Source organism: Saliniramus fredricksonii (assembly GCF_900094735.1).
Lineage (GTDB): Bacteria > Pseudomonadota > Alphaproteobacteria > Rhizobiales > Beijerinckiaceae > Saliniramus > Saliniramus fredricksonii.
The window spans coordinates 25909-41411 of record NZ_FMBM01000003.1 but is presented as its reverse complement, the minus strand read 5'-3'; the positions used below and the strand labels follow the sequence as shown (position 1 = coordinate 41411).

Annotated in this window: 13 protein-coding genes and 1 tRNA gene; 8 read left to right on the top strand and 6 right to left on the bottom strand. The window is 66.7% G+C overall.

Translation table 11 applies throughout. The features are described from left to right. Positions 1-14: 14 nt before the first annotated feature. Entirely contained in the window at positions 15-788 is a 774-nt protein-coding gene (locus tag GA0071312_RS17510; RefSeq protein ID WP_074446337.1) for an SOS response-associated peptidase, read from the top strand. A gap of 48 nt (positions 789-836) precedes the next feature. On the opposite strand, the gene GA0071312_RS19800 is transcribed toward GA0071312_RS17510, so the two are convergent. After that, complete coding sequence (locus GA0071312_RS19800) at positions 837-1031, bottom strand: hypothetical protein (protein ID WP_131817860.1); 195 nt, start codon at positions 1029-1031, stop codon at positions 837-839. Between the two features lie 169 nt (positions 1032-1200). Here GA0071312_RS19800 and glyA point away from each other — a divergent pair, with 169 nt between their 5' ends. The 4 genes from glyA to GA0071312_RS17490 are packed head-to-tail and all read left to right on the top strand — an operon-like array spanning position 1201 to position 4815. After that, positions 1201-2517 (top strand): serine hydroxymethyltransferase, encoded by a 1317-nt coding sequence (gene glyA, locus GA0071312_RS17505; protein ID WP_074446336.1) that lies wholly within the window; start codon positions 1201-1203, stop codon positions 2515-2517. Between the two features lie 13 nt (positions 2518-2530). Then, a complete protein-coding gene (nrdR, locus tag GA0071312_RS17500; RefSeq protein ID WP_074446335.1) occupies positions 2531-3043 on the top strand; it encodes a transcriptional regulator NrdR in 513 nt (170 codons plus the stop codon). After that, complete coding sequence (gene ribD / locus GA0071312_RS17495; protein ID WP_074446334.1) at positions 3040-4173, top strand: bifunctional diaminohydroxyphosphoribosylaminopyrimidine deaminase/5-amino-6-(5-phosphoribosylamino)uracil reductase RibD; 1134 nt, start codon at positions 3040-3042, stop codon at positions 4171-4173. Before nrdR ends, ribD begins: the two co-directional genes overlap by 4 nt. Continuing rightward, a complete protein-coding gene (locus tag GA0071312_RS17490) occupies positions 4174-4815 on the top strand; it encodes a riboflavin synthase (protein ID WP_074446333.1) in 642 nt (213 codons plus the stop codon). 7 nt (positions 4816-4822) lie between these two features. On the opposite strand, the gene GA0071312_RS17485 is transcribed toward GA0071312_RS17490, so the two are convergent. From GA0071312_RS17485 to GA0071312_RS17475, 3 genes are all read right to left on the bottom strand, one after another. Next, positions 4823-5845: a glucokinase gene (locus GA0071312_RS17485; protein ID WP_074446332.1), complete on the bottom strand. Its 1023-nt coding sequence runs from the start codon at positions 5843-5845 to the stop codon at positions 4823-4825. A gap of 56 nt (positions 5846-5901) precedes the next feature. Further along, a complete protein-coding gene (gene rpoN, locus GA0071312_RS17480) occupies positions 5902-7494 on the bottom strand; it encodes an RNA polymerase factor sigma-54 (RefSeq protein WP_074446331.1) in 1593 nt (530 codons plus the stop codon). 169 nt (positions 7495-7663) lie between these two features. Beyond that, entirely contained in the window at positions 7664-10975 is a 3312-nt protein-coding gene (locus tag GA0071312_RS17475; RefSeq protein WP_074446330.1) for a PAS domain-containing sensor histidine kinase, read from the bottom strand. A gap of 258 nt (positions 10976-11233) precedes the next feature. Here GA0071312_RS17475 and GA0071312_RS17470 point away from each other — a divergent pair, with 258 nt between their 5' ends. Further along, positions 11234-11689: a phasin gene (locus GA0071312_RS17470; RefSeq protein WP_074446329.1), complete on the top strand. Its 456-nt coding sequence runs from the start codon at positions 11234-11236 to the stop codon at positions 11687-11689. A 258-nt stretch (positions 11690-11947) separates the two neighbouring features. On the opposite strand, the gene GA0071312_RS20185 is transcribed toward GA0071312_RS17470, so the two are convergent. Beyond that, entirely contained in the window at positions 11948-12370 is a 423-nt protein-coding gene (locus GA0071312_RS20185; RefSeq protein WP_074446328.1) for a hypothetical protein, read from the bottom strand. Here GA0071312_RS20185 and GA0071312_RS20180 point away from each other — a divergent pair. Both GA0071312_RS20180 and GA0071312_RS17455 read left to right on the top strand, forming a co-directional pair. Continuing rightward, a complete protein-coding gene (locus GA0071312_RS20180) occupies positions 12357-12932 on the top strand; it encodes a phasin family protein (RefSeq protein WP_074446327.1) in 576 nt (191 codons plus the stop codon). The two genes, GA0071312_RS20185 and GA0071312_RS20180, sit on opposite strands and share 14 nt — an antisense overlap. 146 nt (positions 12933-13078) lie before the next feature. Then, positions 13079-13155: transfer RNA gene (locus tag GA0071312_RS17455), tRNA-His, on the top strand. Positions 13156-13300: 145 nt separating this feature from the next. Here the strand turns inward: GA0071312_RS17455 and scpA are convergent. Continuing rightward, a complete protein-coding gene (gene scpA / locus GA0071312_RS17450) occupies positions 13301-15466 on the bottom strand; it encodes a methylmalonyl-CoA mutase (RefSeq protein ID WP_074446326.1) in 2166 nt (721 codons plus the stop codon). Between the last annotated feature and the right edge of the window lie 37 nt (positions 15467-15503).

Here is a 15503-nt window from a genome sequence, read left to right as displayed (position 1 = left end):
GCCGGGAGATGATCATGTGCGGGCGCTTCGCTGTTACATTGCCGCCGGAGCGCTTTCGCGAGGCCTACGGCTATGAAGAGGCCCCGAACTTTCCGCCGCGCTACAACATCGCACCGACCCAGCCCGTCGGCGTGGTGCTGCAGGATGGCGAGGCGCGCCGTTTCCGCCTGATGCGCTGGGGGTTCCTGCCGGGCTGGGTGAAGGACGCCAAGGATTTTCCCCTCGTCATCAATGCGCGACGCGAGAGCATCACGCAGAAACCGACCTTCCGCGCGGCAATCCGCCGCCGCCGCTGCGTTTTTCTGGCGGATGCGTTCTATGAATGGCAGCGCGAGGGTGACCGGAAGGTGCCTTTCGCCGTGCGCATGCAGAGCCTCGGCCCGATGCCGATGGCGGGCATCTGGGAGACCTGGAGCGATCCGCAGGGCGGCGAGATCGACACGGCGGCGATCGTCACTACGGATGCGAACGGTCTCGTCAGCGCCATTCATCATCGCATGCCGGTGATACTCGGCAAGGCCGGGCTCGCCACCTGGCTCGACCCGGACACACCGCTTGACAGGATCGGGGCTCTCACTGATCCCTGTCCGGATGACTGGCTGCGGCTCGACCGGGTTTCGCGCCGGGTCAACAAGGTCGCCAATGATGATGCGGGGCTGCTCGAACCCGTCACGGATGACAAATCGGCGCGCGGGGACGACGAAGGTGTCCGGGAGACGGACGCAGTTCAGGCCGATATGCAGGAGCAACAGCAAGAGGAGGAGCCGCGTCAGGGGTCCCTGTTCTGAGCATGCGCCGCCGGCGCTTCACAGTCCGGATCATGCGCCACGAGCGCTTCAGACCAACGTGCGCACGATGACCAGCAGCGTCACGCCGACGACGAAAGCCAGCCCGAAGCGCTGCCACATTTCCAGGCGATCCCAAAAACGCCAGAACCGGTTCATCTCGATTATCCCCCCGCGCGTATCGATTTCGAGGATCGTGAGGCAGCGACCGGGCTGCGTCAACCATGGCGAAAGGGTTTCAGCCATGCCGTTCACGCAGGGCGCACCTGCCGCGACTCCGTGGGGGCTTTGAATGCGCCGGGGGGCGTGATAGTACCGCAACGGTTTTTACGGGCGCATCCGTCGCGCCCGCCTCAATTCACGTGCGCGCCCTGCGCGCCGGACGGTCGAAACGACCGGTAACCGAGAGGATGATATGAGCGTAAGCCCGATCAAAGCCGACCAGAATTCGAATCATCTGTCGAACGCCTTCTTTTCCGCATCCCTGCGCGATGTGGATCCGGAAATCGCATCGGCGATCGATCAGGAACTGGGCCGCCAGCGCGAGGAGATCGAACTGATTGCCTCGGAGAACATCGTCTCGCAGGCGGTGCTCGAGGCTCAGGGCTCGATCATGACCAACAAATACGCCGAAGGTTATCCCGGGCGGCGCTATTATGCGGGCTGCCAGTTCGTCGATATCGCGGAAAAGCTCGCAATCGAGCGCGCCTGCAAGCTGTTTGGCTGCAACTTCGCCAATGTGCAGCCCAATTCCGGCAGTCAGGCCAACCAGGCGGTCTTCCTCGCCCTGTTGCAGCCGGGCGATACCTTCATGGGGCTCGACCTCGCCGCCGGCGGCCATCTCACCCACGGCGCCCCGGTCAACGTCTCGGGCAAATGGTTCAACGTGGTGGGCTACAATGTCCGCCCCGAAGACCAGCGCATCGACATGGACGAGGTCGCCCGGCTCGCGCATGAGCACAAGCCGAAGCTGATCATCGCCGGCGGCTCGGCCTATCCGCGCCATTGGGATTTCGCCCGTTTCCGCGAGATTGCCGATGAAATCGGCGCGTATTTCCTCGTCGATATGGCGCATTTCGCCGGGCTCGTCGCCGGCGGTGTGCATCCCTCGCCCTTCCCGCATGCGCATGTGGCGACCACGACGACGCACAAGACCCTGCGCGGCCCGCGTGGCGGCATGATCCTCTCGAATGACGAGGCGCTTGCCAAGAAGTTCAACTCGGCGATCTTCCCCGGCATCCAGGGTGGCCCGCTGATGCATGTGATCGCGGCCAAGGCCGTGGCTTTCGGCGAGGCGCTGCAGCCGGAATTCAAGCTCTATGCGCAAGCCGTGGTTGATAATGCCCGCGCGCTCGCCGCGACCATCGCCGAGGGCGGCTTTGCCATCACCACGGGCGGCACCGACAACCATCTGATGCTGGTCGATCTGCGCCCCAGGAAGCTTACCGGCAAGGCGGCGGAGGCCTGTCTGACGCGTGCCCACATCACCTGCAACAAGAACGGTGTGCCCTTCGATCCGGAAAAGCCGATGGTGACCTCCGGCATTCGTCTGGGCACTCCGGCGGCGACGACACGGGGTTTCGGCGTAGCCGAGTTCCAGGAAGTCGGGCGTCTGATCGTCGAGGTGCTCGACGGGCTGGCCGCGAATGGCGAGGAGGGCAATGCCACGCTCGAGGAAGCGGTCAAGGAGCGGGTGCATGCGCTGACCCGCCGTTTCCCGATCTACGGCTGAGTCGCGCGCGACCATGCGCTGCCCGTATTGCGGAAGCCTCGATACGCAGGTGAAGGATTCGCGACCGACGGAAGATTCGGCCGCGATCCGGCGCCGACGCGTCTGCTCCGATTGCGGGGGGCGCTTTACCACCTTTGAGCGGGTGCAACTGCGCGAGCTCTTCGTGATCAAGCGCTCGGGCAAACGCGCTGCATTCGACCGGGACAAGCTCAAGCGCTCGATCGATGTCGCCCTGCGCAAGCGCAGCGTCGATCCCGAGCGGGTCGAGCGCATGCTCAACGGCATCGTGCGCCAGCTTGAAGCCACCAGCGAGGGCGATATTCCCAGCGAAAAGCTCGGCGAACTCGTCATGGAGGGGCTCAAGGGTATCGACGATGTCGCCTATGTGCGCTTCGCCTCGGTCTACAAGAACTTCCGCGAGGCCCGTGATTTCGAGGAACTGCTCGGCGGGCTGGGCCGGCGTGACGCCATGGCGGGCGCCGAACCGCAAGCCACCGAAGACGATCCATCCGGGAAACGGGAATGAGCCCGCGCCTTCACGATCTGGCGCAAGCGCATGATGCGCATTTCATGCGCGCCGCGCTCGCGCTGGGCGAACGCCATCTCGGCGCGACCTGGCCCAACCCCTCGGTCGGTGCGATCATCGTCGATTACGCCTCCGGCGTGCCCGTCATCGTGGCGCGCGGGATCACCCAGGCAGGCGGGCGCCCGCATGCCGAGCGCGTCGCCATCGATCTCGCCGGGCCCGCAGCGCGCGGCGCCACCATCTACGTGACCCTCGAGCCCTGCTCGCATCACGGCAAGACGCCGCCCTGCGCCGAGGCGATCATCGCCTCCGGGATTGCGCGGGTGGTAACGGCGCTTTCCGATCCCGATCCGCGCGTCGCCGGGCGCGGGCATGGTTTGCTGCGCCAGGCGGGATTGCTGGTCACCGCCGGTATCGAGGCGCAGGCGGCGGCGCGCAGTCATCGCGGACACGTCCTGCGCGTCACCCAGGGACGCCCCGCCGTGACCGTCAAGCTCGCCCGTACCGCCGATGGTTACGCAGCGGCGGCCGGTGCCGAGCGGCTGATGATCACCGGCGGGATTGCCAATGACCGGGTGCATCTGATGCGCATGCATGCGGATGCGATCATGGTGGGGGCGGGCACCGTCGCTGCCGATGATCCGCGTCTCGATGTGCGCCTGCCCGGCCTTTCCGCCCGCTCGCCGGTTCGCGTCGTCATCGATAGCGGGCTCTCGCTCGCGCTCGAATCGCGGCTCGTGCAGAGCGCAGGCGATCCCCCGAGCTGGGTGATCACCACGGTGGGCGCTCCCGTCGAGGCCGAGCGGCGGCTCGTCGCGGCCGGGCTCGAAGTCATGCGCGTCGGCGCGGACGATGCGGGGCGGGTGCGCCTCGACGAGGCGATGCGCCTGCTCGGTGCGCGGGGCATCACCCGCGTCTTCTGCGAGGGCGGGCCTGCCCTGGCGGAGGGGCTTTCGCAGGCCGGCCTGATCGACGAGGCGGTGCTCGTGACCGGGGCGCAAAAGCTCGACCGTCCCGGATTGCGTGCTGTCGGACCGGCGCTGGCGCACTATATCCGCAATCGCATGCAGGCCTTTGCCAAGGAATATGCGGGGCCGGATCAGTTTTCATTCTTCGAAAGGAGCGCGTGAATGTTCACGGGCCTCGTCACCGACAAGGGCGAAATCGCCGCGGTCAGCGACCAGCAGGATCTGCGCCGTATCCGCATCCATTCCTCCTACGATCCCGACGGCATCGCGCTGGGCGCCTCGATTGCCTGCAACGGCCCCTGCCTCACCGTGGTCGACAAGGGCCCCCGCGAGGGTGGTTCATGGTTCGATGTGGATGTCGCCGCCGAAACGCTGGCACGCACCAATGCAGGGGCCTGGCAGGTGGGCGATGCGCTCAATCTGGAGCGCTCCCTGAAGATCGGCGACGAGCTGGGCGGCCATATCGTCACCGGTCATGTCGATGGCGTCGCGACCATCGTCGCGCGCGAGGAAGTCACCGGTGCGGGCGAATGGGGGCCGACCGCGCGCTTTACCATCGAGGCGCCCGCGCAACTCGCACGCTTCATCGCCGAGAAGGGCTCGATCTGCCTCGACGGCACCTCGCTCACCGTGAACAGCGTCTCGGGCAATTGTTTCAGCGTGCTGCTGATCCCCCATACACTGGCCGTCACCACCTGGGGTGAACGCAAGGCCGGAGACGGGCTCAATATCGAGATCGACCTCATGGCGCGTTATGCCGCGCGGCTGGTTGAGGCGGGAAACGGATCGGGGGTCAAGAGCTGATCGGCGTTCAGGCGCGCCATAACCGCTCGCCGTAAGCCAGCGCGAATCGCTGCGGATCGGCGCCGATCCCCGCCATGGCGCGCAGGATCACCGCATCCTCGAGCATCAGGGCGAGCGGCATGGCCCGGGCGAAGGCATCGACCGGGGCCTTCCCGGTGAAATGCCGCCGGAATGTCTCCGGCTCGATCAGCCGCGCCAGCGCATGCAACACGCCCCCGCGCAGGAAGACCCCGCCAGTGGCGCCGAAGACGAGGGCGAGATCGCCGGCAGTGCGCGCCAGAAGCTTCAGGAAGATCCGCGCTGTCGCCGCCGCATGCGGGTCGTTGCCGGCAAGCGCGGCTTCCGCGATCTGCGGCGGCGGGACAGCCCCTGCCTCGGACGGGTCCGCGCCGAAATCGGGGGCGAGCGCGGCATGCAGCCGTTGCAGGCCGGGGCCGCAGAGCAGCGTCTCGGCCGTGACACGCCCATGCTGGCGCGCGATGCGCGGCCAGTAGTTGTCATCCTCCGCATCCTGCGGGCCAATCCCCACATGCCCGCCTTCGCCGGGAAGCGGCAGGAAGGTCTCGCCGCAACGCGCCAGAGCTGCGACGCCGAGCCCGGTTCCCGGTCCGAGCACCAGTTTCGGGCCTCGTCCGGCCACGATGCTGGGGCCGATCGGGGAGACGTCACCCTCCTCGACAAAGGCCAGGGAGAGCGCTGCCGCCTCGAAATCATTCAGCAAAAGCCCCTGTTCCAGACCGCAGGCCTGGGCGATGGCCGGGCCGTCGAAATGCCAGGGCGCATTGGTCAGGCGCGCCGTGCGCCCGGTGACGGGGCCGGCGGCGCAGATGATGGCCGCACGCGGGCGTGCCTCGCCGCAGGCGGCGATCGCCTCGTTCAGGGCGTCTTCCGGCCCGGCATGGGCGGCGGTCGCCAGCTTGGTGACGAGACGCGGCGGCTCGCCCGGCGCGCGGGTGAGGGCGAAACGCGCATTGGTGCCGCCGATATCGGCGACGATGAGGGGATGCGCAAAAGCCGAGAATTCGCTCATTGCAACAGACTACGGCAGCCGCACCGGCGGTGTGAAGGGCGATTCGTCACGACAGGTCAGCCCGCTTTCTGGCGGCGGCGTTCGATCGACGACGGTATGCGCAGGGATTCGCGATATTTCGCCACCGTGCGTCGGGCGATATCGACGCCCTGTGCCTGTAACGCCTTGACGATGGCGTCGTCGGAGAGAACGCGTTTGGGGTCTTCCTGATCGATCATCTGCCTGATGCGATGGCGCACGGCCTCCGCCGAATGGGCATCCTCGCCGGCGGATCCGGGGATCGCGGCGGTGAAGAAATATTTCATCTCGAACGTACCGCGGCTGGTGCCGATCGACTTGTTCGAGGTCACCCGCGAGACGGTCGATTCGTGCATGCCGATGGCATCCGCCACCGTCTTCAGATTGAGCGGACGCAAACCCGCCACGCCATGGGCGAAGAAGGCGTCCTGCTGGCGCACGATTTCGGAGGCGACCTTGACGATGGTGCGGGCGCGCTGGTCGAGGGAGCGGGTCAGCCAATGGGCGTTCTGAAGGCATTCGCCGACATAGGCCTTCTCGGCCTCGGTCCGTGCCGCAGCCGAGACGCGGGCATAGTAACTCTGATTCATCAGGACGCGTGGCAGTGTCTGCGGGTTGAGATCGACGAGCCATGTCCCGTCGGGGGCTGCGCGCACGAACACGTCCGGGATCAGGATTTCCGCCGGCGCACCGCCGAAGACCCGGCCAGGCTTGGGATCGAGGGCGCGCAACTCGGCGATCATCTCGGCGAGATCGGCCTCGTCGACCCCGCAAAGCCGCCTGAGCGCGGCGAGATCGCGCTTTGCCAGCAGGTCGAGATGGGCGAGCAGCGCCTCCATGCAGGGATCGTAGCGGTTGCGCTCGCGCAATTGCAGCGCGAGGCATTCCGCGAGATCGCGCGCACCGATTCCCGTCGGCTCGAAACCCTGTACCACGGCGAGGACGGATGCGACCTGCGATGGCGCCACCGACAGCCGATCGGCGATCGCCTCGATGCTTTCGATCAGATAGCCGGCCTCGTCGATCGCATCGATGATGAATTGCCCGATCAGCCGCGCGTGCGGATCGGTGACGGCGAGGTCGAGCTGGCCGATCAGGTGGTCGCGCAATGTGGCTTCGCGGGTGAGGTTGCGCTCCATCCCTTCGTCATCCTCGAAGGACCCGCCGGATCCCACGCCGCTCCACATCCCTTGCGAGAGCGCGAATTCGTCGCCACCGGTGATCGGCGCCTCGCCGGGATTCTCGTTCTGGAAGACGTTTTCGAGGGAGGTGTCGAGCGCGCTCTCGATGGTTGAGCGCTCCGGGGCCATGTCGGATGCGAGCCATGGATCGGGAGCGCCCTCCGTCGCGATGCCGGAATCATCGCTTGCCGCATGACTGTCGGCCGCGTCATCCCGGGTGCCGTCACGGGAGCCGTCCCGGGTCTCGTCGCGCGCGTCGTCTTCAGCGCCCGCGCCCGCGCCTTCGCTGCTCTCGTCACGTTCCAGCAACGGGTTGCGTTCGAGTTCGGCATCGACATAGGCGACGAGGTCGAGATGCGACAATTGCAGCAGCTTGATCGCCTGCAGCAATTGGGGCGTCATCACCAGTGACTGCCCCTGACGCAGCTCCATGCGCGGTGCGAGACTCATCGATACCCCGTCGGTTCCGGAGGTCGCGCCCGACGGCCCGACCTTCCGGCATGGTTCTTGCATAATTTCCTTGAGGATTCGTATCGCGTCTCGTCGCCCGCGTCAAAGGGCGCGGGCAATGCTGCGATGATCCGGGTGCGGGGAGGGCGCGGGGCAGGCTCCTCGCGGCTTACCCGGTGACCACCCGCGCCGGCGGAAACACGACTTCGGCGAGCGTGCCTTCATTCTTGCGCGAGGTGATGCGCAGGTTCCCCTGATTCGCCTCGACCAGAGCCTTGGTCAGCGGCAGGCCGAGACCGGTTCCGCCCGCCTTGCGCGCCGTGGCGAGCTGGCGGAACGGTTCGAGCGCTGCGGTGACCTCGCCCTCGTTCATGCCGATACCCGTATCACGCACCCGGAAGATGATGTCACCTTCGCTGCCGCGCGCCGTCGAGACGATGACCTGCCCGCCCGGATCGGTGAATTTCACCGCGTTCGAGAGCAGGTTGATCACGATCTGGCGCATGGCCCGCTCATCGACCAGCACCGGCGGCAGGGCGTCGGCGAAGGAACTGCGCAGCACGATACGCTCGCGCGCGGCTTCCGGCTGCATCATCGCCACGCCCGCATTGACCAGATCGTTGAGCGCCACGGGGGCGAAATTGAGCTCCATGCGCCCGGCCTCGATCTTGGCGAGATCGAGCAGATCGTTGACGAGGCTGATCACATGTTCGCCGGAGGCGTGGATATCGGTGAGATAGTCGCGGTAGCGTTCATTGCCGACAGGGCCGAAGCGCTCGTCGAGCATGACTTCGGCAAAGCCGATAATCGCATTGAGCGGCGTGCGCACCTCGTGGCTGATCCGGGCGAGGAATTCCGATTTCTGGGCGCTCGCGGCCTCCGCCGTGCGGCGTGCGGCGATCAGCTCGTTTTCGGTCTGCTTGAAGGCTGTCATGTCGCGCAGGACGGCGCAGAACTTGCGGTCGAGCCCTTCACCCACGCTCCCCAGCGTCATGAAGAGCGGGATCGCGCCCCCCTGGCGCACGCGCCCGAGCACCTCGCAGCCGTCATTGAGGACGCTGCGCATGGCGTCCTCGCGCATGGATGCGAGATAATCCAGCGCATTGACATGGCTTTCGGTTTCGAGAAGCTGCGTCAGGCTCTCGCCGGCGATCTCGCGCTGGTCGTACCCGAAAAGGGCTTCCGCCGCGCGGTTGAGCGAGAGGATGCGCCCGCTCTGGTCGAGCAGGATGACGCCGTCCGTCGCCGTATCGAGGATCGCGGTCTGCTCGCGCAGCCGCTCCTCGCGCGCGGCGAGATCGGTTTCGAGGGCCCGCAGGCGCTCGACCGGGTCGGTCTCGGCGATCTTGCGCAGCATCAGCATGCTGGCCGGGTAGCCGAGCCAGTCGATCGTTGTCAGCCGCACCTCGACAGCGACCGATTCGCCATTGCGGTTGGCGATGATCAGTGGCGCGGTGCTCTCCTGCGCCGCTTCGGACAGGGCGGCCGGGCGGGCGCGGAAAAGCCGCGCGAGACCGCCTGCCTCGATGAAGGCCGCGAGATCCGCATAGCCGAGCAGATCGAGAAGGTAGCGGTTGATGAACAGCGCCTCTTCGCCCCTGTGGACCACGACGCCTGCGGGCAGGCGATCAAGCACGGTGCGGATATCGGGGGCGCGGTCATTTGCGGCGGTGATGATGACGGGTGCCGAGCCGGTGCCGCGACCGCCCTCCGCGCCCGCCGCTGCGGCGTCATCCGGCGCGGGCGCTTCGGGTGCGTCTTCGTTGCCTTCGTCTGATACGCCGCCATGCGTCTCACCCGCTTCATGAATCGCCGGTGAGCCGTCATCGCCGAAACGCGCGCCGAGGGCTTTCGCGATTTCGCGAAAGGCGTTGCGCTCCTCGCTGGAAAGGGGCGCCGGTCCTGGTGACTCCGTCTGCGCGGTATCGGGCGCTGCGCCGTCCGGCTGCGCTGCATCCGCTTCAGCGGTTTCCGGTGTGGTGGGTACGGGCGTGGCGGGTACAGGGTCGGCGGGTACGGGGTCGGCGGGCTCCGGGGCGGGTGCGGTTTCGGCTGCGGCCTCCTCGACAGCCACCTGCTCGACAGCCACCTGCTCGACGGTGCCATCCTCGGTGACCGCATCTTTCCCGGTCGCAGCCTGCTGGTCGGCAATCTCGCGGGCCGGAGGCGCGGCGGTCGTCGTCTCGGCCTCACCGACGATGCGCAACGGCGTTTCGCCGTCGCCGAGGCGCCCGCCGATCCGCGTCGCGAAGCCTGCCATGGCATCTGCCGTGCCCTGCTGCCCGAGCGCCGCGATGTCGAACGTGGCCGCTCCGAAAGCCGCCGTCACGGCGACCGGGGCAGGAGCGGGTGCCGGCGCATCCGGCATTGCCGCGTCTTGCATTGCCGCATCTTGCATTGCCGCATCCGCTGCGGGTTCCGGTTCGGGCGCGGGCTGCGCGGGTGGGACGGGCGCTGCGGCGTCCTGCGTCTCGGGCATCGTCTCGGGCATTACGCCAGGCTCCGGGACCAGACTTGCCAGCGGGCTCGGTTCGGATGGCGCTGCGATTGCCCCGGCAGGCTGTTGCTGCGGGACGTCGTCTTCCTCGGCAGGATGGTTCTGCCCCTGCGGTACAAGTGAGGCCCAGGCGCAGCTGATTTCCGGGCGGGCGATGCCGAAGCCGCGATAGGCGCCGGCGCGCCCTGCAGCGCCGGGCGCCGGAAAGCCGGCGAAATCCACCGCGATGGCCGTCTCGCCCCACGCCTTCCAGAAGATCCGACGGCCCGAGAAGGTCTCGCGGCGGGCGATCAGGTCGAGAACCATATCCTTGGGATCGTGAGCCAGCGCATCCTGTCTGGTGCTATCGAGGATCGCGCTCAGGCTGCGCCCGACCAGATCGGCATGGGACGCCCCGACGACGCGCGCGAGATCGCCGCTGATTCGCGTGATCGCGCCGCCGTCATCGCATTCCCACAGAAACCGGATGGGGCCGGTGACGGGTTCCGGCTCGGGGGGCGCCTGCGGTGCTGCCTGCGGCTCACCGGCTTCGACGGGATCCGGCTGTGCATCCTGGCCGCCCGGGGCCTGTGTCTGCGCCGGGCCGGCGCTTGCCGGGCGGCGTATCCGGGGGAGGCGGTCGATGAAGGTGAGGATGAGCGCGGCGCTGCCGTCCGGCATGGTGATGCGCCGGAAAGCGCAGGTGGTCAGCGGGGCGAGGGTGCTGGTCTCGAACCGGATCTTCTCGAAACGCTTGCCCGTCATCGGCGCTTCGCTGCGCGCGAGCGCCTCGATGCGCCGCGCCGCCGGGAAGGCGGGATCGATCCGCCCGTCAGGTGCGATCACGATGGCGCAGGCGAGGGCGTTCGTATACGGGCTCGACCAGAGCAGCCGCAGGGGATCGGCGGCGAAGACGAGCGCAGAAGCCCTCGGCCCCAGAAGCGGGGCGAGATCCGCATCGCTTGCCATTGTCGCGATGGCTTTGTCGATCTCTTCGAAGGTCACGCCGCCACACCTTATAATTGCGCTGCTTCCGTTCACCAATGATTAACCGATCCCGACTCGGAACGCATCCCTGTTAGCGCGCGTAACCTTGCATCAACCTTAATGAGCCAGCGACGCGACGGTTGATTTTGCAGTGCACAATGTGTATATTGCGTCGCAATAACACGGTCGGACGCGGTGATCGGTTGACGGGATCCGCAAGCTGGGCCGAGGATGCTTCCGTCTTCGTCAGACGCCGTGTTCCAAAGGAGGATTATGATGACCGACAAGAACCCGAAGCTCGAAGTCCCGACCGAAATGCGTGAATTCGCCGAGCGCAGCATCGATCAGGCCCGCAAGGCCATGGATGGTTTCGTTTCCGCCGCCATGAAGGCGATGGATACGTTCGAGGGCTCCACCTCGACCGCCGGCACCAGCATGAAGGACATGCGCCACAAGACCTTCAGCTATGCCGAGCAGAATCTCACGGCGGCTTTCGATCATGCCCAGAAGCTGGTCAAGGCGAAGGATCCGTCCGAGGCGATGAAGCTGCAGGCGGAGTTCATGCAGAGCCAGTTCGCCACCATGCAGAAGCAGATGGCGGAATTCGGTGAAGTCGCCAAGGCCAGCATGACCGATGCGCAGAAGACCATGGCGGAAGCGTCGAAGACCATGACGGAAAACGTCTCGGCCGCGACCAAGGCTGCCACGGATGCCGCCCAGCCGAAGAAGTAAGAGCTTTGCGCGCTCCGGGCGCGCCTGATTCCCGGGTGCGGCGGTAATTGTTCGCCGCGCCCCCGCGCATCCGCCGCGCGTGTGCCGGTAAGCATGAAACCGCGTTCCGGCCGATCATTGTGGCGGGTCGTTATGAAGAGGCCGGACCCTCGGCCATAGCGGACAGGACAGGCATATCATGACGACGAAGACCAAGCCGCCGCAGGCCGCCACCAAGCCGCCGCAGGCAAATCCGAAGCCGGTTCAGAGCGTGACCGCTCAGACAAAACCTGCCGCTGCGGCCAAACCTGAAACATCCGCGGCGCCGGCACCCCGGGCGGCCACCGCCAAGGCCGCCCCTGCATCTGCATCGACGCCTGCGCCGACAAATTCTGCGCCGACAAATCCTGCGTCGAGCCCCGCACCGAAGGCCGAGGCCAAGGTCGCTGCTGCGCCCGCCCCTGCATCGACCCCTGCGCCCACGGCTTCGCCGAAGGTCGAGACCAAGGCCGAGACCACGGTGGCACAGAAAGCCGAGCCGAAGCCGGAAAAGGCGCCGGCTCCGGCAGCTTCCGTCGCAAGCAAACCTGCTGCGAAGCCTGCCACCCGGGCGACTACCAGGGCTGCCTCGAAGAGCGCGGCGAAGGCACCTGCGAAAGCAGCTGCCCGCAATGCGAACCCGCAGAGCGTGAAGAGCGACACGACCGCCTCTGCCGGCGAAACGGTCAAGGCCGATACCGCGAAGGCGCCTGAGAAAGCATCCAAAGCGAGTCCCGCGCCCGCCGCTGCGCCCGCCACTTCCTTCAAATTCGCGCCTGTCAAATCCGAACCCGCCGCAGCGGAAACCGCGCCCCCGTCGCTCGGTTTCGATCTTCTGCCCGGTGGCGATGCGGTCGCAAAGCCTCTGCGCATGGCGCTCGATCTGTCGACGCAGAGCGCACGTGACGGCTATGTGCGTGCACGCGAATCGCAAGATGCGCTCCAGAAGGCCTGCGCCAGCAGCGTCGATGCCGCCTCGCGCGGTCTGGTCACGCTGAATGCGCAATGGATCGATCTGATGCGCATGCACAGTGACGCGACGCTGGGCCTGTGGCGCGCCACGATCACCGCACCCTCTCTGTCGGAAGCAGTCAAGGCGCAGACGAGCGGCATGCGCCAGGCCTATGACAGCACGGCTTCGCAGCTCAAGGCGATCGCCGAAACCGGTACCCGCGTCGCCAGCGAGACGACCGAACCTTTGCGGAAGGTCTTTCCGGGGGCCTGATTCGCGGATGTGCGAATCTGTTGCGAAAGAAACGCATCCGGGGGCTTGCGAAATGCCGCCGGATGCGGCATTCAATGCGCCGTCCTGATCGGTGCCCTTGCGCCCGGCGGGACGCGCCACGCACGAGACATGCCGTGCACGAACGTGCAGCTGTAGCTCAGTAGGTTAGAGCGTCGGATTGTGGCTCCGAAGGTCGGTGGTTCGAGCCCACCCAGCTGTACCATTTCCCTGATCGCCATACCGCATGACGCCAAACATCCCGGTCCGGATCCGACCGATTCGCCGCCGCGGACCGTTTCGCCGCCGCGAGCACGCGGCGACGATCTTCGGCACCCAGCCGTCTCGAAAAACCCGTGAAGCCTGCAGCTTCACTCCGCCGCCTGTCGCGGGCCATAGCCCAGCCGCTCGTTCAGCTCGGCGATGAGCTTCTCGGCGGCTTCCGCGATCACCGTGCCGGGCGGGAAAATGGCGGAGGCGCCCGCTTCGATCAGCGCATCGAAATCACCGGGCGGGATCACGCCGCCGACGACGATCATGATGTCCTCGCGGCCATATTCGGCGAGCGCGGCGCGCAGCGCGGGCACCAGCGTCAGGTGGCCTGCGGCGAGGGAGGAGACGCCGACCATGTGGACGTCGTTCTCGATCGCCTGGCGCGCCGCCTCCTCGGGCGTGGCGAAGAGCGGGCCGATATCGACGTCGAAGCCGAGATCGGCAAAGGCCGAGGCGATGACTTTCTGGCCCCTGTCATGCCCGTCCTGCCCCATCTTGGCGACGAGGATGCGCGGGCGGCGCCCGTCATTCTCCTCGAAGGCCTCGACCCGTTCGCGCACGCGTTCGATCGCCGGGGACATGGCGCCCACCTCCCGCTTGTAGACGCCGGAGATCGACTTGATCTCGGCCTGGTGACGGCCCCAGACGCGCTCCAGGGCCGCAGAAATCTCACCCACCGTCGCCTTGGCGCGCCCGGCCTCGACGGCGAGCGCGAGCAGATTGCCCTCGCCGGTCTCCGCGCTCTTCGCCAGCGCGTCGAGAGTGGCATCGACGGCGGACTGGTCGCGCTCGCCGCGCAGGCGGGCGAGCTTGTCGAGCTGCATCTTGCGCACATTGGCGTTATCGACCTTGAGCACTTCCACCGGGCGATCCTCGCTCGGGCGATGGGCGTTGACGCCGGTGACGATCTGCTGGCCGGAATCGATGCGCGCCTGGGTCTTGGCCGCCGCTTCCTCGATGCGCAGCTTGGGCACGCCCTTCTCGATGGCGCGCGCCATGCCGCCGAGCCCCTCGATCTCGCGGATATGCTCGCGCGCCCGCGCCACCAGATCGGCGGTGAGGCGCTCGACGTAGTAGGAGCCGCCCCAGGGATCGATGATGCGCGTGGTGCCGCTTTCCTGCTGCAGGAACAGCTGGGTGTTGCGGGCGATCCGGGCGGAGAAGTCGGTGGGCAGGGCGAGCGCCTCGTCGAGGGCGTTGGTATGCAGCGACTGGGTATGCCCCTGCGTCGCCGCCATCGCCTCGATGCAGGTGCGGGTGACGTTGTTGAACACGTCCTGCGCCGTGAGCGACCAGCCCGAGGTCTGCGAATGGGTGCGCAAGGCCAGCGATTTGGCATTCTCCGGCGCGAATTGCTGCACGAGCTCGGCCCAGAGCAGGCGTGCGGCGCGCAGCTTGGCGACCTCCATGAAGAAATTCATGCCGATCGCCCAGAAGAACGACAGGCGCGGCGCGAACTGATCGATACCAAGTCCAGCCGCCATGCCGGCGCGGATATATTCGACCCCGTCGGCCAGGGTATAGGCCAGCTCCAGGTCCTGCGTCGCACCGGCTTCCTGCATGTGATAGCCGGAAATCGAGATGGAATTGAACTTCGGCATGTTCTGCGAGGTATAGCCGAATATGTCGGAGATGATGCGCATCGACCCCTTGGGCGGGTAGATATAGGTGTTGCGCACCATGAATTCCTTGAGGATGTCGTTCTGGATCGTGCCCGAGAGCTTGTCCGGGCTCACTCCCTGCTCCTCGGCGGCGACGATATAGAGCGCCATGACGGGGAGCACCGCGCCGTTCATCGTCATCGACACACTCATCCGGTCGAGCGGAATGCCGGAGAACAGCGTGCGCATGTCGTAGATCGAATCGATTGCGACCCCGGCCATGCCGACATCGCCAGAGACGCGCGGATGGTCGGAATCATAGCCACGATGCGTGGCAAGATCGAAGGCGACCGAGAGCCCCTTCTGCCCGGCGGCAAGGTTGCGCCGGTAGAATGCGTTGGAATCCTCAGCCGTCGAGAACCCGGCATATTGCCGGATGGTCCAGGGCTGGTTGACATACATCGTCGGATAGGGCCCGCGCAGATAGGGCGCGATGCCGGGGAAGCTGTCGACACCCGGCAGGCCGTCACGGTCCTGCGGCCCGTAGACCGGCTTGACGGCGATCTCCTCCGGCGTCGTCCAGACAGCCGCATCCGCGATATTGCGGGCGGGTATTGCGGTGGGCGCGTAGGCGACCCTCGTGTAATCCGGCAAGACTGACATCCGGCGTGATCCCCGTATCGACGATTTCCTCTGTGGC

Bases quoted from the DNA above. Each gene is read 5' to 3' on its own strand.
- GA0071312_RS17510 (WP_074446337.1), top strand. From the start codon at position 15: ATGTGCGGGCGCTTCGCTGTTACATTGCCGCCGGAGCGCTTTCGCGAG.
- GA0071312_RS19800 (WP_131817860.1), bottom strand. From the start codon at position 1,031: ATGGCTGAAACCCTTTCGCCATGGTTGACGCAGCCCGGTCGCTGCCTC.
- glyA (WP_074446336.1), top strand. From the start codon at position 1,201: ATGAGCGTAAGCCCGATCAAAGCCGACCAGAATTCGAATCATCTGTCG.
- nrdR (WP_074446335.1), top strand. From the start codon at position 2,531: ATGCGCTGCCCGTATTGCGGAAGCCTCGATACGCAGGTGAAGGATTCG.
- ribD (WP_074446334.1), top strand. From the start codon at position 3,040: ATGAGCCCGCGCCTTCACGATCTGGCGCAAGCGCATGATGCGCATTTC.
- GA0071312_RS17490 (WP_074446333.1), top strand. From the start codon at position 4,174: ATGTTCACGGGCCTCGTCACCGACAAGGGCGAAATCGCCGCGGTCAGC.
- GA0071312_RS17485 (WP_074446332.1), bottom strand. From the start codon at position 5,845: ATGAGCGAATTCTCGGCTTTTGCGCATCCCCTCATCGTCGCCGATATC.
- rpoN (WP_074446331.1), bottom strand. From the start codon at position 7,494: ATGAGTCTCGCACCGCGCATGGAGCTGCGTCAGGGGCAGTCACTGGTG.
- GA0071312_RS17470 (WP_074446329.1), top strand. From the start codon at position 11,234: ATGACCGACAAGAACCCGAAGCTCGAAGTCCCGACCGAAATGCGTGAA.
- scpA (WP_074446326.1), bottom strand. From the start codon at position 15,466: ATGTCAGTCTTGCCGGATTACACGAGGGTCGCCTACGCGCCCACCGCA.